The following is a 25,343-nucleotide window of genomic DNA, read 5'->3' as shown; positions in this document are numbered from 1 at the left end:
GCCATTCGGGGGATCGGCGGGCATAGATGGGCCTTCGAGGGCAAGGAGTGTGCCAGAATGATCCGACGCGTCGGCGAGCCTGTCAAACGGGGGCAAAGCTACCGCGCCCGCCCCGGCGCCTATGCCGTGCTGCCGCGCGGCGGGTCGCTCCTGCTGACCTGGCAGGGCGGCAGCGAGAACGCCTTCCTCCTCCCCGGCGGCGGCATCGACCCGGGGGAATCGCCCTTGCAGGCGCTCCACCGCGAGGTGATGGAGGAGACCGGCTGGCGCATCGCCGGCGCGCGGAAGATCGGCGCCTTCCGCCGCTTCGTCTTCATGCCCGACTACGGCTGGTGGGCCGAGAAGATCTGCCACATCTACCTCGCCCGCCCCGTCCTCCGCCTCGGCCCGCCGAGCGAGCCGGAGCACGAGGCCGTCTGGATGGACCCGGAGCTGGCGGCGGAGCTGCTGGGTTCGCCGGTCGACCGCGAGGTGCTCCGCGCGCTGGCCTAGGCTCAGGGGGCCGTCTCCGCCCGAGAAACCGGGTGCACCGAGCGCCCGGCTCATGCTATATCTGGGCCCATGGCCGACCCCCTCCGCAAGATGCACGATTCCCGCCCGCGAATCCGTCAGCTCGACGAGACGGCGATCAACCGCATCGCCGCCGGCGAGGTGGTCGAGCGCCCCGCCTCGGCGGTGAAGGAGCTGGTGGAGAACGCGCTCGACGCCGGCGCCACCCGCATCGAGGTCACCATCGCCGGCGGCGGCGCCGGGCTCATCCGCGTCACCGACGACGGCTCGGGCATCGCGGCGGAGGATCTGCCGCTGGCCCTCGCCCGGCATGCGACCTCGAAGATCGACGGCAGCAACCTCACCGACATCCATTCCTTCGGCTTCCGGGGCGAGGCGCTGGCCTCGCTCGCCGCCGTCGGGCGGCTGACGATCACCACCCGCAGCGCGGGGGAGGAGGCGGTGAGCCTCGCCGCCGAGGCGGGCCGCCTCGGCAAGGTGAAGCCCGCCGCGCTCCGCCGCGGCACGATCGTCGAGCTGCGCGACCTCTTCTACGCCACGCCGGCGCGGCTGAAGTTCCTCCGCTCCGAACGGGCGGAGGCGCAGGCGGTGGGCGACGTGATCCGCCGGCTCGCCATGGCCGAGCCGGGGGTCGCCTTCCGGCTCGGCGATGCCACGGGCGGGGAGGAGCGGGTGATCTTTCGGGTGGAGGCCGAACAGGGCGACCTTTTCGACGCGCTCCACGCAAGGCTCGCCGCCGTCATGGGCCGGGAGTTCGCCGAGAACGCGATCCGCATCGACGCGCCGCGCGACGGGATGCACCTCACCGGCCTCGCCGCGCTGCCGAGCTATTCGCGCGGCTCCACCAGCCAGCAGTACCTCTTCGTCAACCGCCGCCCGGTGCGCGACAAGCTCCTCATAGGCGCGCTGCGTGCCGGCTATGCCGACAGCCTCGCCCCCGGCCGCTACCCGGCCGCCGCGCTCTATCTGGAGTGCCCCGCCGAGGCGGTGGACGTGAACGTCCACCCCGCCAAGGCCGAGGTGCGCTTCCGCGAGCCGGCCCTCGCCCGGGGGCTCGTCGTCTCCGCCCTCCGCCACGCGCTGGCCGGCGCCAGCCAGCGGAGCGCCACGACGCTGACCGCCGAGGCGCTGACCCGCGCCGCGCCCGAGGGCGCGCGCATCTATCAGATGGACCGGCCGGCACCGCGGCCGATGAGCTACCAGAACCCCGGTTTCGCCGAGCTGGATGCGCCCTCGGCCCGATTTGATGCGCCCCAGCAAGGGGGCGATGAGTCGCCGCCCGAGGACTCGCCGCTCGGCGCCGCCCGGGCGCAGGTGCACGAGAACTACATCATCGCGCAGACGGCGCGCGGCATGGTCATCGTCGACCAGCACGCCGCCCATGAGCGGCTCGTTTACGAGCGCCTCAAGCGCCAGCGGGAGGAGACCGGCATCGCCGCTCAGGCCCTCCTCATCCCAGACATCGTCGATCTCGGCGCCGCCGCCGACGCGCTCCTCGCCGAGGCGGAGACCCTCTCCACCCTCGGCCTCACCATCGAGCCCTTCGGCCAGGGCTGCGTCGCCGTCCGCGAGGTGCCGGCGGCATTGGGCGAGGTGGATTGCAAGGCCCTCCTCAACGACCTCGCCGACCTCATCGAGGATGACGCCTCCGCCGCCCTCGCCGCGCGGATCGACGCGGTGCTCAGCCGCATCGCCTGCCACGGCTCCGTCCGCTCCGGCCGGCGGATGCGGGGGGAGGAGATGAACGCGCTCCTGCGCGAGATGGAGGCGACGCCCTTCTCGGGCACCTGCAACCACGGCCGGCCCACCTGGGTCGAGCTCAGCCTCGCCGATATCGAAAAGCTCTTCGGCCGCCGCTAGGGAGAGGCACATGGACGTCATCGCCCCCTGGATCGAGGCCAATGGCCCGCTGCTCGCAATCATCGCCGCCGGGCTTCTGGTGATCCTCATCCTCAGCGCCGCGCTCCGCGCCCGCACCGCCGCGGCACTGTCCGCCGAGATCCGCGAGCTTCGCGCCCGACTGGCCGAGGCCGAGACCGCCCGCGCCGGGCTCGAGGCCCGCGCCGAGCGCATCCCCGAGATGGTCGAGGAGCTTCGCCGCGCCGGCGAGGCGCTCACCTCGGAACGCGAGCGCCGGAGCAGCGCCGAGACCGAGCTCGAGACGCTGCGCGAGAGCTTCGAGGCGCGGATGGACGAGATCCGGGGCCTGAAGAAGGAGGTGGAGGACCGCTTCGCCTCGCTCGCCGGCGAGGCGCTCAGCGCCAATTCCCGCCGCTTCCTCGACCTCGCCACCGAGCGCTTCACGCTCCACCGCCAGACGGCGGAGGAGGATCTGACGAAGCGCCAGCAGGCCATCGCCGAGCTGGTGAAGCCCCTGGGCGAAAAGCTCGGGCATTTCGACCAGAAGATCGGCGAGATCGAGAAGGCGCGGTCGGAGGCCTATGGCCAGATCCGAGAGCAGGTCACCAAGCTGGCCGAGGGCCAGGCCAACCTCGGCAACGAGACGCACCGGCTGGTCCAGGCACTCCGCGCGCCCAAGACGCGCGGGCGCTGGGGCGAGATGCAGCTTCGCCAGGTGTTCGAGATGGCCGGGATGACCGAGCATGTCGACTTCACGCTCGAGAAGAGCATGGAGAGCGACGACGGTCGGCAGCGCCCGGATGCCATCGTCTCGATCCCCGGCGGCAAGCATATCGTCATCGACGCCAAGACGCCGCTTGAGGGCTATCTCGATTCGCTCGAGGGCGAGACGCCCGAGGCCCAGCGCGAGGCGCTTCTGCGCCATGCCCGCCATGTACGGGCTCATGTGAAGGTGCTGGCCAGCCGGGACTATCAGGCGCGGCTGGCGACGACGCCGGATTTCGTGGTGATGTTCATCCCCGGCGAGACCTTCGTCTCCGCCGCCGCCGAGGCCGATCCCGGCCTCATCGAATACGCCTTCCAGAACCGCGTGCTGATCGCCACGCCGACCACGCTGATGGCGCTGGTGAAATCCATCGCCTACGGCTGGCAGCAGGAGAAGATGGCCGAGAATGCCGTCGAGGTGCAGAAGGTCGGGCAGGAGATCTACGATCGCCTCGCCACCTTCGCCGACCACCTCGGCAAGGTCGGATCCGGCCTCCGCTCCGCCGTCGACAATTACAACCGCGCGGTGGGCTCGCTCGAAGGGCGCGTGCTGCCCTCTGCGCGCAAGTTCGAGAGCCTCGGCGTCGTGCCCTCCGGCAAGAGCCTCGACCCCCTGGTGCCGCTCGAGGTCGAGCCGCGGCACATCACCGCGCCGGACCTCCTCGCCGAAAGCGAGGCCGAGAGCTGATTGCGCCCGGGCCGGGCCGGGTCTAGCCTCAGCCGGGACAAAGGATGAGGGGGAGCCCATGCGCGCTCTGAAAGCCGCGGCGCTCATCGCCGCCACAACGCTCGCCGCCACGGGGCTGACCGGCTGTGCCGGCATCGTGCCCAACGCCAGCCAGGCGGGCTTGCCGCTCTGGGAGCTCGGCAAGCCGCGGCCCTTCGCCGATGGCGCGCCGGTCACGGTGGTCGCCGCCGGCGATGTCGGCATGGATACCTTCGCGCTCTTGCCCTGCAACAGCGGGGCGATCTGCTCGGGCGGCCGCGTCGGCAGCGCCGCGGCGGCGGAAGGCTCGGTGGTCGTCAGCGGGCTTCACGACCGCATCTTCCACCTCCTGCCCGGCGGCACCGGCCACATGACGCTCCCCGGCGGCTCCGAGACGCCGCTGGCCTGGGAGTAACCTCCGCCGCCACCGGCAGCGGGCCCTTTTGGACGTCACGACAGGGAGGGCAGGTCATGCCCGAGATCGCCAGCAGCACCGTCGCAGAGATCATCATCCTCGCCCGCGAGCTTCCGCGCGCAGAGAACGAATTCGACAGCTTCATCGAGAGCCTGAACGAGAGCGAGCAATCCGCCCTCGTCGCCATGATGTGGATCGGCCGCGGCGCCTTCGAGCCGGAGGATTGGGACGAGGCCGTCCGCACCGCCGGCGAAGAGCGCCACACGCCCACGGCGAGCTACCTCAAGGGCTCGCCGCATCTCGCCGACCATCTAGAAAGCGGTCTCGAGGCGCTGGGGATCTCGGCGCGGGACGAGGAAGACCAGCTCTACCGCTGGGGCGAGACCTGAGGGGCTGCCGGCCCCCGCCCCCCGAGGAGGGGGGCGGGGGCCGGGCGGAGGCTCTGCCTCCACACCTCTGAGGTATTTTCGGCCAGATGAAAGGGGACACGGGGGGCTCAATGGGCCGCCGCATACGCCGCGATCATCTCGTCCAGCCGCTCTAGCGCCTCGGCGCGGGAGTTGCGGATGTTGGGCCGGGCGCGGCTTTCGGCGCGGCGGCGGATGTCGGCCTCCGTTTCGGCATCGGGGGCGTAGCGGACGGCGCCCATGACATAGCGCTCGCGCAGCTCGTCGGAGCGCAGCGTATAGGCGACCCAGGCCGGCGGCTCGATGCGGGTGCGCTCGTAGTTCATCAGCATCCACCACTTGTGACCCGAGGCGCGGATTTGCGCCTCGATCTCGTTGAAGACATCGGCCACGTCGCGGGAATGGGCGAAGGTCAGGCCGGAGAGGTCGACCTCCATCAGCCCCTCGCCCGGATCGGTGGTGATGCGGGCGCGGATGTCCTCCGGGCGGAGATTAGGCACATGCTCGATGCGGTGGCGGCGCTTGGACGGGAGGCTGCGCAGATGCGCCCAGGCGGCCTCGCGGGAGGCGAAGAGCGTCGGGTCGGCGAGGTCGGTGCCCGCCGTGCGGGCGATCTGGCGGGCGGTGATGGCGCTGTCGTCCCAGCGGGCGAGGCCCTGGGCATGGGCGGCGCGGAGGTCGCTGCCGCGCCGAGCGAAGGCCATCCAGGCGGAGGGCTCCACCCGGTAGTCGCGCTGGTCGAGAAGGAAGAACCAGAGCGCCTCGCCCGTCTCTGCGAGGCGCCGCTCCAGCGCGTCGAAGAGCGCATTCGCCTCGGCGGAGGTGGCGATATCGAGCCCGCGGTAGCTCAGCTCTGCAATCTCCACCGCTTCGTGAAAGCTGAGCCGCCCGGCCAGCGCCTCTTCGGAGGGGCTATCGGATTTATCCTTGTAGGCCAATATCTTGACCCTCCCTCAGTCACCCTTGAGCTTTGACGGCGCGGAACCTCGCACGGGTCGGCGCCATTGTGCCGATATTGAATAGCACGAACGCGGCGCCGAAGTTCGCGTCAAACGAGGCAAGGAAGTTCACATGCGACACCTCATCCGTACGACCGCGCTCGCCGCGCTCACCGCCGGCGCCGCCGCGACTCCCCTCGCCGCCGACGACGCGGCGCTGCTCATCGGCATCGAGCGCTACGAGGAGATGACCCGCGTCTCCGGCGCCGATACGATCACCGATGCCGCCGAAGACCTGACCGACATGGGCTTCACCACCCTGTCGCTGCCCAACGGCCGCATCCCCTCGACCACCCAGGCCATCGCCGAATGGGTCGATGCCGTGCCCGAGGCGGAGCGGCTGTTCGTCGCCCTGACCGGGCGCTTCGTCACCGACGGGACGCGCTCTTGGCTGCTGACCGCCGAGGCCGATGACGTCTCGCTGATGAACGTCGGCCAGCAGTCGGTCTCGGTCGACAGCCTTCTGCAGATCCTTGCCGAGCGGCCGGGCCATGCGATCCTTTTCCTCGGCGCCGCCGGCGACGGGAGCGAGGTGGACGACTGGCTGCGCGACGGGCTCGGCCCCATCGAGGCGCCGCAGGGGGTGACCGTCGTCACCGGCCCGCCGAATGTCGTCGCCGATCTCGTGGCCGGCCCGGTGCTGGAGCCCGAGGCCGACATCTTGGCGCCCCTTCGCCGCGAGCGCAGGCTGGAGCTCTATGGCTATCTGCCGCGGAGCTTCGAGTTCATGCCGGAGGAGCGCGGCTCCTTCGCGCCGGTCGTCACCAACAACGACGCCGCCGAACGGGCGCTCTGGGAGGGCGCGCGGGCGCTCGACACGATCGACGCCTACCGCAACTACCTGTCCAACTACCCGGTCGGCCCCCATGCGGAGGATGCCGAGGACGCCATCGAGGCGATCCTCGCCGAGCCCAACCGGCAGGCGCGCCTGTCGGAGGAATCGATGCGCCTCAACCGCGAGGAGCGGCAGGACGTGCAGCGCAACCTCGTCATGCTCGGCTACAACACCCGCGGCATCGACGGCATCTTCGGCTCCGGCACCCGCGGGGCGATCACCAACTGGCAGCAAGAGAACGGCTTCGCCCAGACCTCCTACCTGACGCTGGAGCAGATCACACGGATCGACGCCCAGGCCGCCCGCCGCGCCGCCGAGCTGGAGGCCGAGGCCGAGGCCCGCGCCGCCGCCGAGCGCCGCGCCGACAACGCCTATTGGGAAGAGACGGGCCGCGAGGGCGACGAGCCGGGCCTCAGGGCCTACTTGGAGCGCTATCCCGACGGCATCCATGCCGAGCAGGCGCAGGACGCGCTGGCCGAGATCGAGCGGGTCAAGCGCAACCGCGCCGCCCAGGCCGATCGCAACGCCTGGGATCGGGTCAGCGAGGCCGACACGATCATCGCCTATGACGGCTATCTGCAGAACTACCCCAACGGCGCGTTCGTCGAAGAGGCCCGCGCCCGTCAGGCGCAGCTGCGCAACCGCAACGGCCAGGAAGACCAGCTCGACGCGGCGGCCACCGCCGAAGAGGCGCTCAACCTCAACCCGTTCACCCGCCGGCTGGTCGAACAGCGGCTGGAGGCGGCCGGGCTTGAGCCGGGCGTCGTCGACGGGCAGTTCGACGGCGACACGCGCCGGGCGCTCCGCCGCTATCAGCGCGACCGGCAGCTCGGGGTGACCGGCTATCTCAATGAAGAGACGGTGGTGCGGCTCCTCGCGGACGCCATGCAGTGAGCGGCACGCCGCTCCCGCTGACCCTCACATCGCTCGCGGCCGCCCCCCATCTGGGGGCGGCCGCCGCGCGCCTGATGGAAGAGACCTGGCCCGACTGGTACGGGCCGGGGGGCGAGGGAAATGCCGCGGAGGATATCGCGCGCCGCAGCTGCGCCGAGAGCCTGCCCTGCGGGCTCGCGGCCGTGACCGAGGAGGGCCGGCTCGCCGGCCTCGTCACGCTCGACGCCAGCTCGCATGGGGCGCTCGCCGCAGAGGGCTTCTGGATGAACGGCCTCGTCACCGACCCCGCCTGCCGCCGCCAGGGCGTCGCCGATGCGCTTGTGGCGGCACTGGAGGCGGAGGCGGCGCGGCGCGGCGCCTGCGAGATCCATTCCACGACCGTCGCCGCGGGCGGGCTCCTGGAGCGGCGCGGCTGGCGCAAGCTGCGCCAGCTGGACGACGGCTGGGCCGTCTATGCGCTCAGGCTCAAATGAATGGGGCCGCCGGATCACTCCGGCGGCCCTCGTCTTTCTGGTGAGAGGCGCCGCCCGGGCGCCCCTCCTCGATCCGCGGCGCTCAGCGCGCCGGGACGTAGCGCTCGAAGAGCAGACGGGTCATCACCGGCGCGCTGTCGTCATACTGGCGGACGGCGACGAGATACTTGCCGGGCAGCACCCGGGCCGCGAGCAGCGAATCGTAGCTGTCGCCGTAATCGTCGTTCATCGTGACCTGCCGGCCGAAATCGTCGAAGAGCACCAGCACGGGGTCGCCGAGCCCGTTGGTCACGGCCTCGATCAGGATGAGCCCGCCCTCGTTCACGTCGAAGGAGAACCAGTTGGCGATGCCGCCGTTCTGCACGTCCTGGCGCAGGCGGGTGTCGAGCGCGCCGAGATCGGTCACCGGGTAGGAGCCGTCGAGCGGCGGGGCCGCCTCGGCGTAGTCGAACATGGCGACCTGCTCGGCCATCGGGTCGAAGCCCACGACAGAGACGGTGATCGGCAGGCTGGGGTCGGACAGCGCCGTGACGGCGATGCAATAGGGACCCGGGTCGAGCGGGTAGGACAGGTCGATCTGGCTGTTCAGCCCGTCCCAGTCGTCGTTCTCGGCCAGCCAGTTGCCCATGCCGTCATAGAGCGCGATCACCGGATCGGCGCTCTCGTTCACGGCGGTGATCGTCAGCGCCTGCGGGCTATCGAGATAGAAGCCCCAATAGGCGATGTCGTTGACCGAAGCGGTGGCGCTGAGCCCGGTGGCGAGCTGGCTGTCGATGGCGCCGTCGGAGAAGAAGTTCACCACGCGGTCGAACTCACAGATCTCGCCGGGCATCTGGGCGCCGGCCGTGATGCCGCCGCCGCTGCCGTCACCGCCGGAGCCGTTGCCGCCATCCAGCTCCACCGGCATGGCGCCGAGGCCGGGCGTCAGCGCCTCGTGCTCGAGCCGGCCGACGCGGACGTAGCCGGTCATCGGCGCGCCGTCATAGGTCGACATGGCCAGGCAATAGGTGCCGGGCTCCAGCATCGTTTCGGCACGCGAGGCGCTATCACCGCCCGAATCGTCGTCGGAGAGCACGATGTCGCCATTGGGCGCGTAGAGATCGAAGAGCGGGTCGCCGGCGCCGCGCGCCTGGGCTTCCATCCGCACCTCCGTCGGCTCGGTGACGTCGAAGATCGCGACATAGTCGCTGTTCATGAGCACCAGCGCCATCTGCTCGAGGTAATCCCCCGAGGTGGAGATGTCGGAGGCCTCCTGGGTGCCGCCGATCCACTGACCGCCCTGGCCGAGGCCGCTGCAGAAATCCTGGGCGAAGGCCGGCAGGGCCGCCCCGCCCGCGAAGAGCACCGCAAGCGCGGCGCGGAGTTTGAAATGTCTTGTCATGGCAAATGTGTCCTCTTTCACCCTTGCCCGGACACTACCCGCATCGGGCGGGCTGGGGCTAGGGGGAAGAGGGTCGGGAAAACCCCCGTAGATGGGCCGCAAAGAGCGCCCCCGAGGTGACAAAAGGCCGCCCCCTTTCGGGAGCGGCCCTTCGAAACTCGTCCTGGCGCGGGTCCGGGCCCTCGGGGTCACCCCCGGAGCGCGCCCCTGCGGCTCAGCCCTGGCGGGCCTTGAACCGGCGCTGGGTCTTGTTGATGACGTAGACGCGGCCCTTGCGACGCACGACCCGGCAATCCCGGTGGCGCGACTTGAGCGAGCGCAGCGAATTGGCGACCTTCATCTGCCTCTCCTTCTCTCGCGGCGCTTTAGGGCCGCATCAGCGTTGTGACATCCAAACCGGATGCCGGTGAAATCTCTCTGGTGGGCGGTACAAGGTTCGAACTTGTGACCCCTACGATGTCAACGTAGTGCTCTACCACTGAGCTAACCGCCCTTCCGTCACGATGGTCCCATGCGCCCCAAACAAAAGGGACGCGGGGGATACCTCCGCGTCGGGTGACGGGTCTATAAAAGGACTCCCCGGGCGGATCAAGGGCTTTTGGCGCGCCCCGTCCACGCCTATGCTGACGGGGGAGGAGAGACGGGTATGGATGCCTTTCGGGTGCAGATGCCGGCTCGGCGCACGAGCGCCGTGATCTTTGCCTCGCCGCATTCCGGCAGCGACTATCCCAAGGATTTCCTTGCCAAAGCCCGGCTCGACGAGCGGGCCGTCCGTTCGAGCGAGGATGCCTTCGTCGACAGGCTCTTCGCCGCGGCGCCGACGCTCGGCGCGCCGCTCATCACCGCGCTCGCGCCCCGCGCCTATGTCGATCTCAACCGCGCCGAGGACGAGCTCGACCCGGCGCTGATCGAGGGGCTGCGGCGGGTCAATCCGAACCCGCGCATCGCGTCGGGGCTGGGCGTGATCCCCCGCGTCGTCGCCGGCGGGCGGCCGATCTATCACGGGCGGATCACACACACCGAGGCGGAGGCGCGGCTCGCCGCCGTCTGGCGGCCCTATCACGCCGCGCTCCGCCGGCTGATGGACGAGGCGGAGGAACGCTTCGGCCAGGCGATCCTGATCGACTGCCACTCCATGCCCCACGAGGCGCTGGAAACGCTCGGCCCCCGCAGCGCCCGCAAGCCGGACGTGGTGATCGGCGACCGATTCGGCGCCGCCGCCTCCCCCGGACTCGTGGCCGAGATCGAGGCGGCCTTCGCCCGCGCGGGCCTGCGCACCGCGCGCAACATGCCCTTCGCCGGTGCCTACGTGGCCCAGGCCTACGGCCGGCCGGCGCGGCGGCGCCACGCGATCCAGATCGAGATCGACCGGGCACTCTACATGGACGAGGCCCAGATCACGCCGCTCCCCCATTTCGAGCTCTTCCGCGCGCGCCTCAGCGGCATCATGGCCGAGATCACCGCGCTCGGCCGGGCGGACCCGATGCCGATGGCGGCCGAATAGGCCGCCGCTCAGCCGCGCGGCGACTGGTTCACCGGCTTCAGTGAAATGCCCTCGGCGGAGGCCTTGGCATAGACGGCCTCTTCGGTGCGGCCGAGCTTGAGGCCGATCACGCGGGTCGGCGTGTTCTCTTCCGCGAGCTTCTTCAGTTCGGCGACGTCACCGTCGCTCCAGTCTTCGCCGCTGTGGCGTTCGGTCTTGGCACTCATGTCTCTCTCCTGTGGTTGGAGGGAAAACGGCCGCGCCGGCGGGAGGTTCCCCCTAGCGCAGGGCCCGTCCCTTGACGATCGCCTCCTTGCCGAAGCGGGCGCGGATCGCATCGGTCGCCCGCTCGGCCCCCGCCCGGCGGCTGGCGCCGGGGTCGAGGAGGTCGCCCTCCCGGTCGGCCTCGGCCGCATCGCAGAGCTCGGAGAGGCCGACGCCGATGAGGCGGAAGGGGCCCTTGATGCCGGAGGCGTCATAGAGCCCCCGCGCCGTCCGGTAGAGCGTGTCGGCCATCTGCGTCGGCTGGCCGAGCGACAGGCGGCGGGTCAGCAGCTTGAAATCGGCGCGCTTGAGCTTCAGCGTCACGACCCGGCCGGCCAGCCCCTTGGCCTTGGCGCGGCTCGCCACCTTCTCGGCCATCCGCCAGATATGCCCGTCGAGGAGGTCTGCGTCCGAGGTATCCTCGAAGAAGGTCGTCTCGTTGGAGATCGAGCGGACGGGCTCGCGGGCGCTGACCGGGCGGTGGTCCTCCCCCCGCGCGAGATGCCACAGCCGGTCACCCATCTGCCCGAAGCGCGTCATCAGCTCGCGCCGCTCCCAGCGCTGGAGGTCGGAGAAGATGCGGATCCCGGCCTTCTCGAGGCTCGCCTGCCCCGCCGGGCCGATTCCCCAGATCTTGCTGACCGGCAGGGGCGCGAGGAAGGCTTCCGTCTCTGCCTTGCCGATCACCGAGAAGCCGCGCGGCTTGTCGAGGTCGGAGGCGAGCTTGGCGAGGAACTTGTTGTGGGAAAGGCCGATGGAGCCGCTGAGGCCGAGCTCGTCCTCCATGCGCTTCGTCAGCCGGGCGAGCAGCACGGCGGGCGGCGCGCCATGGAGGCGCAGCGTGCCGGTGAGGTCGAGGAAGGCCTCATCGAGCGAGAGCGGCTGGATGACCGGGGTCAGGTCGTCCATCATCGCGCGGATGGCGCGGGAGGCCTCGGCATAGGCCTCCATCCGCGGCGGCACGACGATCGCCTCGGGGCAGAGCTTCAGCGCCTGGAACATCGGCATGGCGGAGCGGACGCCCTTGATCCGCGCGAGATAGCAGGCGGTGGAGACGACGCCCCGCCTGCCGCCGCCGATGATGACGGGATGATCCCGCAGCTCTGGCCGGTCGCGTTTCTCGACCGAGGCGAAAAAGGCGTCGCAATCCATATGGGCGATGGAGAGCGTGAAGAGCTCGGGATGGGACGTGACGCGCGGGCTGCGGCAGGCCGGGCAACGGGTGCCCGACTCGAAGGCGTGAAGGCAGGCGCGGCAGAGGGCGGGCATGGGCAAAGGATAGGCCTCGGGGGGCGGGGCGTCCACGGGGGGCGTGCGGGGGCTGCACCCCCGGCCCCCCGCTTTCCCGGGGGGCTTTGGGCCCCCCGGACCCCCTTTGCAGTGGGGGCCAGCCCCCACGCCCCCGAGGTATTTGCAAAGGGGCATGGAGGCGGGGCGGGGCAGGTGGCAAGGTGGGGCATGGATGCGTTCGACGGGGCGAAGGGGGCGATCTTCATCGGCGGGCGGCTGCTCGTCCTGCTGAGGGATGCCAAGCCCTGGATCAGCGCGCCGAACCTCTGGGACCTGCCGGGCGGCGGCCGCGAGGGGGCGGAGACGCCGAAGCAGACGCTGGCCCGCGAGCTGCGGGAGGAGCTGGGGCTCACCCTGGACGGCGCGCGCCGGCTCTTCGCCGAGCGGCATGGCGGCGCGTTCTGGTTCTTCGTGCTGGCCCTGCCGGAGGGCGCGGAGCGGCGGGTCAGGCTGGGGGACGAGGGGCAGGGCTGGGCGCTGGTGACGCCCGGCGTCTATTTCGCCATGCGCCATGTGCCCCGGCAGGCGGCGCGGCTGCAGGCCTGGCTGGCGGCGGGGGGCATCCATCAGATTCCTGCATGAAGATCATGCAGAACATTCGTTATCCCGATCGCAACGCCCGCGCTATAGTCTGGCACAGGTCATACGACCGCATCGGGAGAGAGCGGCCAGTCAGGTCGCCGCCGAAGGAGCAATCGCGCCCCGCGAACTCTCAGGCAAAAGGACCGGCGCTGTCGCAACACTCCGAAGAGTGGCCCCCACACGCGACCGGGCGGGGGCCCGCCGAAGGAGCAAGCCGCGCGACGTGCGGTGAATCTCTCAGGCCCGAGGACGGAGGGGGCGCAGGGCGGGCGAAGACCCGCCGCATCGGAGCAGATGAGATGCGCCATATCGCTGTCCTGGGCGCCGGAATCACCGGCATCACCACCGCCTATTCGCTGAAGAAGCGCGGCTACGACGTCACCGTCTACGACCGCAACCGCTACGCGGCGATGGAGACCTCCTTCGCCAATGGCGGCCAGCTCTCGGCCTCCAACGCCGAGGTGTGGAACCAGCCGTCGACGGTGCTGAAGGGCATCCGCTGGCTCTTGAAGCCCGATGCGCCCCTGTCGGTGAACCCCAAGCCCTCCTGGCACAAGCTGAGCTGGATGGCCGAGTTCCTCGCCGCGATCCCGCAATACCGGCAAAACACCACCGAGACGGCCCGCATGGCCATTGCCGCCCGCGCCGGGCTGGCCGAGATGGCGGCGGCGGCGGGGATGGATTTCGCCTTCTCGCGCGCCGGGATCCTGCATTTCTACGAGCGGCAGCACGACCTCGACCATGCACGCCGGGTAAACCCGCTTCTGGCCGCCGGCGGGCTGACCCGCACCGAGCTGACGCCGGACGAGGTGCGCGCGAAGGCGCCGGAGCTTCAGGGCCAGATGGTCGGCGGCTACTGGACGGAGAGCGATTCGACCGGCGATATCCACCGCTTCACCACCGGCCTCGCCGACTGGCTGAAGACTCAGGGCGTGACCTTCCGCTATGGGGCGGAGATCACCTCCGCCCGCGCCGGGGCGGATGGCGTGCGCGTCACCGCCGGCGACGAGGCGCGCTATGACGGCGTGGTCGTGGCGGCGGGCGTCGGCAGCCGGGCGCTGGCGCGCGGCTTCGGCGACCGGGTGAACATCTATCCGGTGAAGGGCTATTCGATCACTGTCGAGCTGAACGACGAGACCAGCCGGGCCGCGGCGCCGCATGTCTCTCTCCTCGACGACAAGGCGAAGATCGTCTCGTCCCGGCTCGGCGAGGGGCGGCTGCGCGTGGCCGGCACGGCGGAGTTCAACGGCGAGAACCGCGACATCCGCATGGACCGGGTGAAGCCGCTCATCGCCTGGGTCGAAAGGCACTTCCCCGGCGTGAACACCGAGACCTGCGTGCCCTGGGCCGGGCTCCGGCCGATGATGCCGAACATGATGCCGCGCGTCGGCGCCGGGCGGCATCCGCGCGTCTTCTACAACACCGGCCACGGGCATCTGGGCTGGACGCTCTCCGCCGCCACGGCCGAAGCGGTGGCCGGCACGATCGCGGCGACCGAACGGGCGGAGCGGAGCGTGTCCTCCGTGGGGATGGTGCCGGCCTGAGGCGTCCTGAGGCTCCGGCCGGCCGGCCGGCATCGACTCGGGGCCGCTCCCCCGGGGGCGGCCGCTCACCCTCCGGCACGGGCGCCGGAGCACGCCGCAGGGTGAGTTTGCACCCCGCCCCCCGGGCAGCAAAGCCCCGGGCGACCCTCGCGCCACACCTTCCCCGGCCCCCGCCGCGCTCCTCCGGCCGCCGCTTGCCAGGGCGGCCGTCTTGGGTCTTGATCCGCCGCGAGGGACCCGGGGGACATTGCCATGAACGTGACGCGCCGCCGCATCTGGGGCTGGATGCTCTACGATTGGGCGCAGCAGCCCTATGCCACGCTCGGGCTGACCTTCATCTTCGGCCCCTATTTCGCCGCCGTCGCGGCCGGTTACTTCGAGGCGCAGGGCCTGACCTCGGCCGAGGCCGATGCCGGCGCGCAGTCGCTCTGGTCGTCCGCCCAGACCATCGCCGGTCTCTTCATCGCGCTGACCGCCCCCTTCCTCGGCGCCCTTGCCGATGCCTCCGGGCGGAAGATGCGCTGGATCATCGGCTTCTCGGTGCTCGCCATGCTCTGCATCGCCGGCACCTGGATGCTGGAGCCCGACGGGACGTCTCTCTACCTCGTCACCTTCCTGTTCTGGATCGGCTTCGTCGCCTCCGAAAGCGCCTTCAATCTCAACAACGCCATTCTGCCCTCGCTCGGCCCCGCCGGCCGCGTCGGCCGCATCTCGGGCGGCGCCGCGGCCTTCGGCTATTGGGGCGGGGTGCTGGCGCTGGTCATCACGCTCCTGTTCTTCGCCGAGAACGCCTCGGGCACCACGCTCATCGGCCTCGCGCCGCCCTTCGGGCTCGACCCGGCGGCGCGCGAGGGCACGCGCTTCACCGGGCCCTTCATCGCCATCTGGTTCGCGATCTTCCTGATCCCCTACCTGCTCTGGGTTCGCGAGGTGCCGCCGAAGGAAACGCCGCCCCCGCTCGGCGCCGTCTGGGGGGACCTCAAGGCCACGCTGCGACGGACCGTCCGGCGGCGGAGCCTGCGCAACTTCCTCCTCGCCTCGATGTTCTACCGCGACGGGCTGGCGGCGCTCTATGCCTATGGCGGCTTCTACGCGACGCTGGTGCTCGACTGGGAGATCACGCAGGTCGGCATCTTCGGCATCATCTCCGCCGTCGCCGCGGCGATCCTCACCTGGGTCGGCGGGCGGTTCGACGAGCGGATCGGGCCGAAACCCGTCATCGCGCTCTGCTGCGTGGTGCTGGCCGTGGTCTCGACCATCATCATCGGCATTTCGCCCGCGGATCTCTACGGCCTGCCCTTCCCCGAGGGCTCGGCCATGGCGGATTACATCTTCTACTTCTGCGGCGTGCTGATCGGCGGCGCGGGGGGCACGCTCTATTCCGCCTCGCGCAGCCTCATGGTCCGCCATGCGGACCCGGAGCGCCCGGCGGAGGCCTTCGGGCTCTTCGCGCTTTCGGGCCGGGCGACGGCGTTTCTCGCCCCCTTGCTCATCGCCCTCGCAACCGTGATCACCGGAGACAACCAGCTCGGCTTCTTTCCGGTGATCCTGCTTTTGCTTCTCGGCCTTCTGCTGCTAGTCTTCGTCAACAAAGACGGAGATCGAGCAGAATGGTCCGCATCCTCCTCACCCTCGGCCTGATCGCCGGGCTTGCCGCCTGTCGCAGCGATGCGCCGGAGGTCACACAGGCCGAGGTCTCGGCGCTCGACGCCGCCATCGCCACCGACAGCCGCGTCGCCCGCGAGGTCTTCGGCCATATCGCCACGCCCTCGGGCGGCGGCTCGGCGCCCTTGGGATTCTACTCCCGCGGCTGCGCCGCCGGGAATGTCGCCCTGCCGGAGACGGGGCCGACCTGGCAGGCCATGCGGCTCAGCCGCAACCGCAACTGGGGCCAGCCGGAGCTGGTGGACTTCATTCAGGATCTCTCGCGCTTCGCCGCCCGCCAGCCGGGCTGGTCGGGGCTCTATGTCGGAGACATGTCCCAGCCGCGCGGCGGGCCGATGCTCACGGGGCATGCCAGTCACCAGATCGGGCTCGATGCCGACATCTGGATGCTGCCGCCGGAGCGGCTGAACCTCACCCCCGCCGAGCGCGAGTCGCTCTCGTCGATCCGCACCGACCGCAATTCCGGCGCCTATGTGAACGATGCCTGGACGGCGGAGCACATGGCGATCCTGCGCCGCGCCGCCGAGGACCCGCGCGTGGCGCGGATCTTCGTCTTCCCCGGCGCCAAGGTCTGGATGTGCGACAACGCCACCGGCGACCGCGCCTGGCTCAACAAGGTGCGCCCCTGGTACGGGCATAACTATCACTTCCATGTGCGGCTCGACTGCCCGGCCGGGGCCGATTACTGCGAACCGCAGGAGCCGCCGCCCCCCGGCGACGGCTGCGCCGATGCGCGCGCCTGGGTGAACAACATCCTCAACCCGCCGCCCGCGTCGGATGACGGCGACCCGGCCCCCTCCAGCGGGCCCCTGCGCATGTCGTCGCTGCCGGGCGCCTGCCTCGCCGTCTCTAACGCGGGGTGAGAGCCGCTCTCGGCCTTTTCGCCGCCGCGCTGCTCGCGGCGCTCGCCGGCTGCGCGCGGGGCGAGGCGGAGCTCGTGGGGGCGCTGCCCCTACCGACGCTGCCGGGCGGCTATTCCGGCATCGAGCTCGCGGCGGACGGGGCGGAGGTCGTGCTGCTCTCCGACCGCGGGCTGATCGTCCGCGGCGTGCTGGAGCGCCAGGGCGGCCGGCCGACCGGCTTTACCGAGACCTCCCGCCAGCGGATCACCGGCGCTGACGGCGCCCCCCTGCCCCAGCGCCAGCGCGACAGCGAGGGGCTGGCCATGGCGGGGGACGGCACGCTCTTCCTCTCGTTCGAGGGGCGCGGCCGCGTCGTGCGCTTCGACGGTGCGCTGACGGAGTTGCCGGCCCCGCCGCCGCAGCCCAATGCGCTGCTCAACGAAAGTTACGAGGCGCTCGCCCTCGACGCCGCCGGCCAGCTCTACACCCTGCCCGAGCGCACCGGCAACGGCACGGAGGACTGGACGCTCCTCAGGCTCGACGGCGCGGCCTGGGCCGCCGCCTTCCCCATCCCGCGCCGCGGCGCCTTCGTGCCCGTCGGCGCCGATTTCGGGCCGGACGGGCGGTTCTACCTCCTCGAGCGCGACTTCACCGGCATCGCCTTCCGCAGCCGCATCCGCCGCTTCGAGCCCGACGGCTCCGGCGAGACGCAGGTGCTGCGGACGGGCGCCGGGACGCATGGCAATCTCGAGGGCCTCTCCGTCTGGACGGGGCCGGACGGGGCGCTGCGGCTTACCATGGTCAGCGACAACAACGAAAGCGCGCTTCTGCGCGGCGAGATCGTGGAATACCGGCTGGCGGATTGACGCGCCCGCCGCGGAGGGCTACCAGCCCCGCCGCCGCCCGCCGGGCGGCCAAGTCTCCGCCACCTTGCCAAAACGGATGAAATCCATGCGACTCCTTCCGGCGATCCTCGCCATGGCCGCGCTTGTCGTGGCCTCCAACATCCTCGTGCAGTTCCTGCTCTGGGACGGCTTCCTCACCTGGGGCGCCTTCACCTATCCCTTCGCCTTCCTCGTGACCGACATCACCAACCGGCTCTACGGCCCGGCGGCCGCGCGGCGCGTCGTGCTGGCCGGCTTCGCCACCGGCATCCTCTGCTCGCTGATCGGCACGCAGGTCATGCTGGAGTTCGGCCCGGCCGTCGTGCTTCGCGTCGCCGTCGCCTCCGGCGCGGCCTTCCTCGCGGCGCAGCTTCTCGACGTGGCGGTGTTCAACCGGATGCGCGCGGGCCGCTGGTGGCGGGCGCCGCTAGTCTCGACCCTCGCCTCCTCGACGCTCGACACGGCGGTGTTCTTCACCATCGCCTTCGCCGGCTTCGTCAGCCTCGGGCCGGAGGCGGATGCCGCCACCGCCTGGGCGCGCGAGACCGTGCCCTTCCTCGGCGCCGGTGCGCCGGTGCCGCTCTGGCACTCGCTCGCCGTGGCCGACTGGGGCGTGAAACTGGCGATCGCGCTCCTCGCGCTCCTCCCCTTCCGCCTGATCGTGGGGCAAATGCTGCAGGGCCGGAGGGATGTCACCCCCAGCGCTTGATTTTCATTTGACATTCACCTTGTGCCTGCAAGGCTGGGTGTCAGGCGAAACCCATTGAAAGGAGGTGATCCAGTGTCGAGAAAGAGATTGGAGCAAGGAGTCGGGACAGCTTTGGAGGGGCGCATCTGAGGCAGCCCTTGGCTGCGCACCCCCAAGGTGGACGCGTCTAACCGACCCCACCTCCTGAACTTTCGAGAGGGCCGCTCCATCGCCGGGGCGGCCCCCTTCATTGAAGCGGCGGCCTTCTGGGAGAGGACGATGGGCCTGAGGATCAGCGACGAGATCGAGTTGCAGGACTGGGAGCTGACGGAGCAGTTCATCCGCGCCGGCGGCCCGGGCGGCCAGAACGTCAACAAGGTCTCGTCGGCGGTGGAGTTGCGCTTCGAGGCGGAACGCTCGCCCTCCCTGCCCGATCCGGTGAAACGGCGACTGCGCCGCCTGGCCGGGCGCCGCTGGACCAAGGAAGGCGCGCTGGTGATCCAGGTGAGCGAGGAGCGCAGCCAGGCGCGGAACCGCGCGGTGGCGCGGGAGCGGCTGGTCGAGCTTGTGGCCAAGGCGCTGGTGGCGCCGAAGCGGCGGGTGAAGACGCGCGTCTCCCTCAACCAGAAGCGGAAGCGGGTGGAGGAGAAGAAGAAGCGCAGCGAGGTGAAGCGCCTCCGGCAGGATCCGTAGCCCGGCCTACGCGGCCGCCTCCATCACCGGACCTTCGAGGAAGCGCATGAGCTCGCCGAAATAGCCTTCGCTGCGGGCCGGGAGCGTCGGGTCCGACGTGATCGCCACGGTCAGCTCCGCCTCCGGCACCACGAAGATCACCTGCCCGCCATAGCCGCGGGCGAGGCCGTAGCGCAGGCCACGCACCTCCCCCGTGAACCAGCCGAGCCCGTAGCCGAGGCCGGAATAGGGGGAGCGGGTGACGGGGGTGAAGCTCTCTGCCGTATAGCCGTCGGCCAGCACTCGTTGGCCCTCCCAGACGCCGCCCAGCCGGTAGAGCTCGCCGACCCGCACCATGGCCTCGGGCGTCAGCGCCATCTCGTTGCCGCCGAGGTAATAGCCCTGCGGATCGCGCGTCCAGGCCGGGATCTCGATGCCGAGCGGCGCGCCCAGATGCCGCCGCGCGAGGGCGAGGAGGCTCTCGCCCGTCGCCTCGCTCAGCGCGGCGCCGAGCACATGGACGGAGCCGGTGGAATAGAGCATCGGCCCGCCCGGCTCGGCCACGAAGGGGCGGGAGAGCTGGTCGGCCACCCAGTTGCCGCTGGCGACCCAGCCCCCGTATTTCCCCCCGCTCGTCCGCTCCAGCCCCGCGCGGAGCGTGACGAGATCGCGCAGCGTCAACGCGCCGACGCGCGGATCGGCGCCGGCGGGGATGAGGGCGGGGGCGGTCTCCTCCAGCGTGTCATCGAGCGCGACGGTGCCCTCGGCGATGACGCCGCCGAGGATCGCCGCGACGAGGCTCTTGGAGACGGATTTCACGTTGACCGGCCGGGAGACGGCCGGGCCGCGCACCGCCTCGTTCAGCGTGAGCTGGCCGGATTGGGCGAGGGCGATGGCATGGGCCTGCGGGAAGGCCTCGAGGAGGGCCGGGAGGCCGGCGACGCTGGGGCCGGACTGGGCGCGCGCCGCGAGAGGCGCGGCGGCGAAGAGGGAGAGCGCCATGCGGCGGGAGAGGCTGGGCATGCCGGGGAGGCTAGGCGGAGGGGGGGATGGGGGGAAGTGACGGTTTGGTGAGGGGGGGGGTGTCAACCACCGCACAGCAAGCGATCATTTGACCGTTGCTTGGTTAGCCTCATGCAACGTATACATCGTCCAAAAGACGATTGGTTGAATATGTACTACTGCGAACTCCAAGATGACGGCCCTCAGAATTGTCCTCCTGAAGATGCGTCTGAAATGACAGGCGACATTTTTAGGATGGTTCGCGATTTACCCGCATCCTCTCACGATCTGGAGCCGGACGTGATTTACCAGCCTGCGAAAGCAGATAGGGCGCAGTGCAAGTGCTGGGGTTGCTCGGTTTGGACGAGCGAGTCCGCAGTGCGTAATGCTCTAGGTATTTTTAAGTTTTTCCGCGACCAGAATATTGTACAGGTAACTATTGCTGCGATTGACGGTGTAATTGCCGCGACGCCAAACCGTCGCCAACCGGAGCACTATACGTTCTGGAAACATCACGACCATGACATAACAGGCCCCTACGAAGTTAGGTACACTGAAGGGGGCTGGATTTAGATGTGGTCCCAGCATGATGAGCCGACAGAGATAGACATTGGGGCGCTCGAAGTCCAAGAGGTACTTTATTATTATGACGAGCCGCTAATCTACACGACCACGCTTGGTGTAGAGAATTATATTGTCGTGAAATTCGACGAAGTAAATGGCCGTGACTACTTCTTTTGTTCAGAGTTGGGACGAAAAGCCCTCGATTGCTTGAAGGAAGGAAGCCTCTCGGTGAGGGGCAGCTTAGGCCAAGGCAGCATCTTCATTTTCGAAATGGAGCAGCGGCAGACCGTCTCTCGTCTTTGGAAGACAAAGGTCTGGGAAATCGATGAAAGTTTGCTACCCGAGCGAGGGGTTGGATTGGACCATCAGCGCGATTGGGCGGCAGACTTTGTGGAGCAGGCGGATGCTTTTTTTTCCGCTCGGTTCTCGGGTGGTGATTTGGGTGAAAATCTCATCTCGCTAAAGAATCTGAGAGATCTGACTTCGGGTTTCTATGACGCTGTCAGAAAGCTGTTCCACGTGAACGAGCTATTCGGAAATTCTGGCATTCTCCAGTTTCCCCTTTATGAGCCGCAGCTCGGATCTTTAGTACTCTCCATTAAGGAGCCAATGATTGACGAAGCTTTAGCAAGGCAAGCTAGTCGTCATCGCTCACTAAATCAATTTGATGTCCTTTCGAAGCTTGCTTTGGATAGAGACGGTATATTCGACCTCCTCGCCTCTCTAAAAGAAAGATCGAGCCATGATGAGATGGAAGCTGGCTCCAAGTTAGATATACTTGATGCTTACGAGAATCTAGGGGCAATGCTGCCCACAATGCGAAGCTCATTTTCAGAATTGGAAGTGACGCACTCGGGAATTCACTCGCATAAGCATGTTAGACTTTCGCGGCATGACGGGGCGGCAATAATTGAATCTGCTCGAAAAATACTCAGAGAGCCGATATCGCTGACCGGAGAAATCTCTATCATCAACTCAAAGTCGCGGACCTTTGTAATAGACGACGCTCACGGCCGACAGACTACGGCAGAAGTTCCAGCTCCGCTATTTGATGCACTCCTAGGTTCGGCTGACTTCAAAAATGGCGCACGCGTCCAGGTGCGCGGGGGGTTCAAACGACGTAGGTATCGCGACCTTGTGAGTGTCGAACAGGTCGATTTGCTTTAGTCGCCTAAACCACCACCTCCATCTCTTCCTGTGCCCCCACCCCGAACACCCGCTTGTACCGCGCGATCTCCCCCTCCGGCCCCATGGCCTTCCGCGGGTTGTCGCTCAGCTTCACGGTCGGCCGGCCGTTCGCCTCCACAGCCTTGCAGACCAGCGAGAACGGCGCGAGGGAATTCCCCTCCGTCAGCCCGCCGAAATCGTTGGTCAGCATCGTGCCCCAGCCGAAGCTCACCCGCACCCGGCCGCGGAAGCGCTCGTAGAGCTCGATGATCTTCCCCGCGTCGAGCCCGTCGGAGAAGATCACCAGCTTCTCGCGCGGGTCCTCGCCCCGGCTCTCCCACCAGCGGATCGCGGTCTCGGCGCCCTCCACCGGGTCGCCGGAATCGATGCGCATGCCCGTCCAGCCGGCCAGCCAGCCCGGCGCCCTCTCGAGGAAGCCGACCGTGCCGTAGGTGTCGGGCAGGATGATGTGGAGGTTCCCGTCATGCTCCTCGTGCCAGTCGGAGAGCACCTCGTAGGGCGCCCGCGCCAGCTCTTCGTCGTTCGTCGCCAGGGCCGAATAGACCATGGGCAGCTCATGGGCATTGGTGCCGATCGCCTCCAGGTCGCGGTTCTTGGCGATCAGGCAGTTGGAGGTGCCGGTGAAGCTCTCGCCCAGCCCCTCCTGCATCGCCTGCACGCACCAGTCCTGCCAGAGGAAGCTGTGCCGCCGCCGCGTACCGAAATCGGCGATCTTGAGGCCCGGATGCACGCGCAGCCGCTCGATCTTCTCCCAGATCCGCGTCATGGCGCGGGCATAGAGCACCTGCAGCTCGAAGCGGCCCATGGCGTTCAGCACCGCGCGGCCCCGGAGCTCCATGAGCACGGCGAGCGCCGGGATCTCCCAGAGCATGACCTCGGGCCAGCTCCCCTCGAAGGTCAGCTCGTACTGCCCGTCGCGGACCTCCAGGTGATAGGGCGGCAGGCGCAGCGCCTCGAACCAGTCCATGAAATCCGGCGTGAACATCTGCCGCTTGCCGTAGAAGGTGTTGCCCCGCATCCAGGTGCTCTCGCCGCGCGACAGCGACAGAGAGCGGATGTGGTCGAGCTGCTCGCGCAGCTCACCCTCGTCGACCAGCTCGGCGAGGCGGACGTCCTTCGTCCGGTTGATGAGGCTGAAGGTCACCTGCACATCCGGCTTGTAGCGGCGGACGGACTGGCACATCAGCAGCTTATAGAAATCCGTGTCGATCAGCGAGCGGACGATCGGGTCGATCTTCCACTTGTGGTTCCAGACGCGCGTCGCGATGTCGACCATCTCGGCCCTCCCGTTGGGGCCGCCATCATGCAGGGCGGGCCCGCCCTGTCCAGATCAGACGAACGGGTCATGCGCCCATTGCAAGAGCGCCTGCCGCTGCTTCGGCCGGCAGTGAATGTCTCCCGGCTCGCAGGCCTTGCGAACCTGCCCGGCATGGCGGCGGAAGTTGCGCCAGCGCTGCATCTGCTTGGCATCGACCCCCTCGAGCCGCCGGCCCATCCAGTAGCGGCAATACCACTGGAACCAGCCGCGCGGGTCGGGGTCGATGATCCAGCCCTTCTGCTTCCACACGGAGAGCGGCTGGCGCGACTTGATGCCGAAGTAGTTGAGCGCCTCGTTCGGCCGGTCGGAGAGCTTCGCCCCCTCGAACCAGCTCTTGGGGAATTCGTCCCGGCAATCGTTGAGGTACTTCCCCTCGAAGACCCCCAGTTCCAGCATCTTCGCCGGCGGGCACCAGGGGTCGAACTCCTCGGAATGGACGTCGCCGATCTTCGCCACGGTCTCGTAGCTGTAGCCCTGCTGCATGGTGTCGTTGACGGTGATTTTCCCCATGGCGCGCGCCTCCTTGCGTGAAAGGATGGGCGCCATGCGCGCCATCGTTCAAAGAGGATACGCACGACCGGAGCCTCTGGTTCTCCGCGACTGGCCGGACCCCGAGGTCAGGCCGGGCGGCTTGCTGCTGCGGGTGACGGCCTGCGGCGCCAATGCCTCGGACTGGGAGGTGATCACCGGCACCCCGGCCTATGCCCGCCTCACCCGCCGGTTCCGCGGGCGCGAGACGATCCCCGGCTCCGATGTCGCAGGCGTGGTGGAGGCTTTGGGCGCGGGCGTCACCGGCTTTGCGCCGGGGGACAGGGTGGTCGCCGACCTCATGGAGCACTGGGGCGGCTTTGCCGAGCGCGTCGCCGCGCCGGCCAGCCGCTTCGTGAAGATCCCGCCGGGCGTGTCAGACGTCGATGCCGCCGCCCTCCCCCAATCCGGCACCATCGCGCTGAAGGCGATGGAGCGCGTGCTGCCCGGCCAGCGGGTACTGGTCAACGGCGCCGGCGGCGGCTCCGGGCCGCTGGCGATCCAGCTCGCCGTGGCGCGGGGCGGGGTGGTGACGGCGGTGGACAATGCCGGCAAGGCGGAGGTCATGCGGGCCGCCGGGGCGGCAGAGGTGATGGACCACGCCCACAAAGATTTCACCAGGACCGGCGCGACATGGGACGTGATCCTCGACCTCTACGGCACCCGCCCCATGCGGGCGATCCGCCCCTGCCTCCGCCCCGGCGGGCGCTACATGATGGTCGGCGGCCCGATGCGGGCCTTCTGGAGCGCCGTCGGCGGCACGCTCCGTGGCGCCGACCGGCAGGGCCGCCGCGCCGGTCTCCTGATCGTGCCGCAGGGGCCGGCGCGGCTTCCAGAGCTTCTGGCGATGGTCGAGGCCGGCACCCTCCGCCCGGTGATCGGCGCCGTGGTGCCGCTGGCGGACACGCCCGGGGCGCTGGCCGCCATGGGCGCCGGCGAGATCGCCGGCAAGCTGGTGGTCACCCCCTGAGCATCACCCCGGCGCCCCGCATCTCCTCCACCGCCGCCCCGAGCGAGCCGTCGAGGTCGATCCCCCGACAGAGGTCGCGCCGGAGCTCGACGGTGAAGCCGAGCTTCACTGCATCGAGCGCCGAATAGGCGACGCAGAAATCTGTGGCGAGGCCGACGAGGGTCACGCTCGTGATCCCCCGGCTCTTCAGATAGCCCTCGAGCCCCGTCGGCGTCGTGTGGTCGTTCTCGAAGAAGGCGGAATAGCTGTCGACCTCCGGCCGGAAGCCCTTGCGGAGGATGAGGTCGCCATCCACCCGCAGCCCCGGCGCGAAGGCGGCCCCCTCGCTCCCCTGCACGCAGTGATCCGGCCAAAGCACCTGCGGCCCATAGGGCATCTGGGTGAGCGACATGGGCGCCGCCCCCGGATGCGAAGAGGCGAAGGAGCTGTGCCCCGCCGGGTGCCAGTCCTGCGTCAACACGACGGCGTGAAACTCGTCCATCAGCGCATTGATGCCGGGGACGATCTCGTCCCCCCCGGCGACGGCCAGCGCCCCGCCCGGCAGAAAATCGTTCTGCACATCAATGACGACCAAAGCCTCGCCCATATCCCGCATGTCTTTGCTCCAAAAAATCC

26 protein-coding genes, 1 tRNA gene and 1 riboswitch are annotated in these 25,343 nt (G+C 69.2%); of the genes, 17 read left to right on the top strand and 10 right to left on the bottom strand.

All coding sequences use genetic code 11. The annotated features are described in order from the left end of the window. Nucleotides 1–57: 57 nt before the first annotated feature. The 5 genes from ACAZ03_RS00935 (at nucleotide 58) to ACAZ03_RS00915 (ending at nucleotide 4,645) form a co-directional block, all read left to right on the top strand. Complete coding sequence (locus ACAZ03_RS00935; protein WP_373355456.1) at nucleotides 58–492, top strand: NUDIX hydrolase; 435 nt, start codon at nucleotides 58–60, stop codon at nucleotides 490–492. Nucleotides 493–561: 69 nt separating this feature from the next. Further along, nucleotides 562–2,370: a DNA mismatch repair endonuclease MutL gene (mutL, locus tag ACAZ03_RS00930; RefSeq protein WP_373355455.1), complete on the top strand. Its 1,809-nt coding sequence runs from the start codon at nucleotides 562–564 to the stop codon at nucleotides 2,368–2,370. A gap of 10 nt (nucleotides 2,371–2,380) precedes the next feature. Beyond that, a complete protein-coding gene (rmuC, locus tag ACAZ03_RS00925; protein WP_373355454.1) occupies nucleotides 2,381–3,823 on the top strand; it encodes a DNA recombination protein RmuC in 1,443 nt (480 codons plus the stop codon). Nucleotides 3,824–3,881: 58 nt separating this feature from the next. Next, on the top strand, nucleotides 3,882–4,256 hold the full coding sequence (locus tag ACAZ03_RS00920) for a hypothetical protein (RefSeq protein ID WP_373355453.1): 375 nt from the start codon (nucleotides 3,882–3,884) through the stop codon (nucleotides 4,254–4,256). 56 nt (nucleotides 4,257–4,312) lie between these two features. Continuing rightward, the gene (locus tag ACAZ03_RS00915; RefSeq protein ID WP_373355452.1) at nucleotides 4,313–4,645 is read left to right on the top strand and encodes a DUF3775 domain-containing protein; all 333 of its coding nucleotides are present in this window, start codon (nucleotides 4,313–4,315) and stop codon (nucleotides 4,643–4,645) included. A gap of 107 nt (nucleotides 4,646–4,752) precedes the next feature. Here ACAZ03_RS00915 and ACAZ03_RS00910 read toward each other — a convergent pair whose 3' ends face one another. Next, nucleotides 4,753–5,601, bottom strand: a complete 849-nt coding sequence (locus tag ACAZ03_RS00910; RefSeq protein ID WP_373355451.1) for a hypothetical protein — start codon at nucleotides 5,599–5,601, stop codon at nucleotides 4,753–4,755. Between the two features lie 133 nt (nucleotides 5,602–5,734). Between ACAZ03_RS00910 and ACAZ03_RS00905 the strand changes: the two genes are divergently transcribed. After that, complete coding sequence (locus ACAZ03_RS00905; protein WP_373355450.1) at nucleotides 5,735–7,390, top strand: peptidoglycan-binding protein; 1,656 nt, start codon at nucleotides 5,735–5,737, stop codon at nucleotides 7,388–7,390. Next, nucleotides 7,387–7,863 (top strand): GNAT family N-acetyltransferase, encoded by a 477-nt coding sequence (locus ACAZ03_RS00900; protein WP_373355449.1) that lies wholly within the window; start codon nucleotides 7,387–7,389, stop codon nucleotides 7,861–7,863. The genes ACAZ03_RS00905 and ACAZ03_RS00900 overlap by 4 nt, the downstream gene beginning before the upstream one ends. Before the next feature lie 82 nt (nucleotides 7,864–7,945). Here ACAZ03_RS00900 and ACAZ03_RS00895 read toward each other — a convergent pair whose 3' ends face one another. From ACAZ03_RS00895 to ACAZ03_RS00885, 3 genes are all read right to left on the bottom strand, one after another. After that, entirely contained in the window at nucleotides 7,946–9,244 is a 1,299-nt protein-coding gene (locus ACAZ03_RS00895; RefSeq protein WP_373355448.1) for an ABC transporter substrate-binding protein, read from the bottom strand. Nucleotides 9,245–9,458: 214 nt separating this feature from the next. Further along, nucleotides 9,459–9,584 (bottom strand): type B 50S ribosomal protein L36, encoded by a 126-nt coding sequence (gene ykgO, locus ACAZ03_RS00890; protein WP_163895964.1) that lies wholly within the window; start codon nucleotides 9,582–9,584, stop codon nucleotides 9,459–9,461. A gap of 78 nt (nucleotides 9,585–9,662) precedes the next feature. Continuing rightward, nucleotides 9,663–9,737 (bottom strand) — tRNA-Val (locus tag ACAZ03_RS00885). A gap of 153 nt (nucleotides 9,738–9,890) precedes the next feature. Between ACAZ03_RS00885 and ACAZ03_RS00880 the strand changes: the two genes are divergently transcribed. Next, complete coding sequence (locus tag ACAZ03_RS00880) at nucleotides 9,891–10,748, top strand: N-formylglutamate amidohydrolase (protein WP_373355447.1); 858 nt, start codon at nucleotides 9,891–9,893, stop codon at nucleotides 10,746–10,748. Between the two features lie 8 nt (nucleotides 10,749–10,756). Here ACAZ03_RS00880 and ACAZ03_RS00875 read toward each other — a convergent pair whose 3' ends face one another. Both ACAZ03_RS00875 and ACAZ03_RS00870 read right to left on the bottom strand, forming a co-directional pair. Beyond that, complete coding sequence (locus ACAZ03_RS00875; protein ID WP_373355446.1) at nucleotides 10,757–10,954, bottom strand: hypothetical protein; 198 nt, start codon at nucleotides 10,952–10,954, stop codon at nucleotides 10,757–10,759. Between the two features lie 52 nt (nucleotides 10,955–11,006). Then, complete coding sequence (locus ACAZ03_RS00870; protein WP_373355445.1) at nucleotides 11,007–12,260, bottom strand: DNA polymerase IV; 1,254 nt, start codon at nucleotides 12,258–12,260, stop codon at nucleotides 11,007–11,009. A 189-nt stretch (nucleotides 12,261–12,449) separates the two neighbouring features. Here ACAZ03_RS00870 and ACAZ03_RS00865 point away from each other — a divergent pair, with 189 nt between their 5' ends. From ACAZ03_RS00865 to arfB, 7 genes are all read left to right on the top strand, one after another. Further along, nucleotides 12,450–12,863, top strand: coding sequence for an NUDIX domain-containing protein (locus tag ACAZ03_RS00865; RefSeq protein ID WP_373355444.1), 414 nt, complete (start codon nucleotides 12,450–12,452; stop codon nucleotides 12,861–12,863). Nucleotides 12,864–12,926: 63 nt separating this feature from the next. Next, nucleotides 12,927–13,019, top strand: a riboswitch (glycine riboswitch). 143 nt (nucleotides 13,020–13,162) lie between these two features. Continuing rightward, complete coding sequence (locus ACAZ03_RS00860) at nucleotides 13,163–14,407, top strand: D-amino acid dehydrogenase (protein WP_373355443.1); 1,245 nt, start codon at nucleotides 13,163–13,165, stop codon at nucleotides 14,405–14,407. 252 nt (nucleotides 14,408–14,659) lie between these two features. Continuing rightward, the gene (locus tag ACAZ03_RS00855; protein WP_373355442.1) at nucleotides 14,660–16,048 is read left to right on the top strand and encodes an MFS transporter; all 1,389 of its coding nucleotides are present in this window, start codon (nucleotides 14,660–14,662) and stop codon (nucleotides 16,046–16,048) included. Then, a complete protein-coding gene (gene mepA / locus ACAZ03_RS00850) occupies nucleotides 16,018–16,935 on the top strand; it encodes a penicillin-insensitive murein endopeptidase (protein ID WP_373355441.1) in 918 nt (305 codons plus the stop codon). The genes ACAZ03_RS00855 and mepA overlap by 31 nt, the downstream gene beginning before the upstream one ends. Next, nucleotides 16,932–17,780: an esterase-like activity of phytase family protein gene (locus tag ACAZ03_RS00845; protein ID WP_373355440.1), complete on the top strand. Its 849-nt coding sequence runs from the start codon at nucleotides 16,932–16,934 to the stop codon at nucleotides 17,778–17,780. Before mepA ends, ACAZ03_RS00845 begins: the two co-directional genes overlap by 4 nt. Nucleotides 17,781–17,865: 85 nt before the next feature. Next, a complete protein-coding gene (locus tag ACAZ03_RS00840; protein WP_373355439.1) occupies nucleotides 17,866–18,507 on the top strand; it encodes a queuosine precursor transporter in 642 nt (213 codons plus the stop codon). Between the two features lie 258 nt (nucleotides 18,508–18,765). Next, nucleotides 18,766–19,179: an alternative ribosome rescue aminoacyl-tRNA hydrolase ArfB gene (gene arfB, locus ACAZ03_RS00835; RefSeq protein WP_373355438.1), complete on the top strand. Its 414-nt coding sequence runs from the start codon at nucleotides 18,766–18,768 to the stop codon at nucleotides 19,177–19,179. A 6-nt stretch (nucleotides 19,180–19,185) separates the two neighbouring features. Here arfB and ACAZ03_RS00830 read toward each other — a convergent pair whose 3' ends face one another. Continuing rightward, complete coding sequence (locus tag ACAZ03_RS00830; RefSeq protein ID WP_373355437.1) at nucleotides 19,186–20,181, bottom strand: serine hydrolase domain-containing protein; 996 nt, start codon at nucleotides 20,179–20,181, stop codon at nucleotides 19,186–19,188. Nucleotides 20,182–20,733: 552 nt separating this feature from the next. Between ACAZ03_RS00830 and ACAZ03_RS00825 the strand changes: the two genes are divergently transcribed. After that, a complete protein-coding gene (locus ACAZ03_RS00825; protein WP_373355436.1) occupies nucleotides 20,734–21,891 on the top strand; it encodes a hypothetical protein in 1,158 nt (385 codons plus the stop codon). A 4-nt stretch (nucleotides 21,892–21,895) separates the two neighbouring features. Here the strand turns inward: ACAZ03_RS00825 and pncB are convergent, their stop codons facing one another. Continuing rightward, on the bottom strand, nucleotides 21,896–23,188 hold the full coding sequence (pncB, locus tag ACAZ03_RS00820; RefSeq protein ID WP_373355435.1) for a nicotinate phosphoribosyltransferase: 1,293 nt from the start codon (nucleotides 23,186–23,188) through the stop codon (nucleotides 21,896–21,898). Nucleotides 23,189–23,242: 54 nt separating this feature from the next. Continuing rightward, nucleotides 23,243–23,740 (bottom strand): hypothetical protein, encoded by a 498-nt coding sequence (locus tag ACAZ03_RS00815; RefSeq protein ID WP_373355434.1) that lies wholly within the window; start codon nucleotides 23,738–23,740, stop codon nucleotides 23,243–23,245. Nucleotides 23,741–23,774: 34 nt separating this feature from the next. Between ACAZ03_RS00815 and ACAZ03_RS00810 the strand changes: the two genes are divergently transcribed. Further along, nucleotides 23,775–24,728 carry an NAD(P)-dependent alcohol dehydrogenase gene (locus tag ACAZ03_RS00810; RefSeq protein WP_373355433.1) on the top strand — a complete coding sequence of 318 codons (954 nt, stop codon included), beginning with the start codon at nucleotides 23,775–23,777 and terminating at the stop codon, nucleotides 24,726–24,728. Here the strand turns inward: ACAZ03_RS00810 and pncA are convergent. Continuing rightward, nucleotides 24,718–25,314, bottom strand: a complete 597-nt coding sequence (gene pncA, locus ACAZ03_RS00805) for a bifunctional nicotinamidase/pyrazinamidase (protein WP_373357016.1) — start codon at nucleotides 25,312–25,314, stop codon at nucleotides 24,718–24,720. The two genes, ACAZ03_RS00810 and pncA, sit on opposite strands and share 11 nt — an antisense overlap. Nucleotides 25,315–25,343 lie beyond the last annotated feature (29 nt).

This window comes from Pseudoroseicyclus sp. CXY001 (genome assembly GCF_041714655.1).
GTDB lineage: Bacteria > Pseudomonadota > Alphaproteobacteria > Rhodobacterales > Rhodobacteraceae > Pseudoroseicyclus_A.
This window is presented reverse-complemented; position numbering and strand designations above follow the sequence as displayed.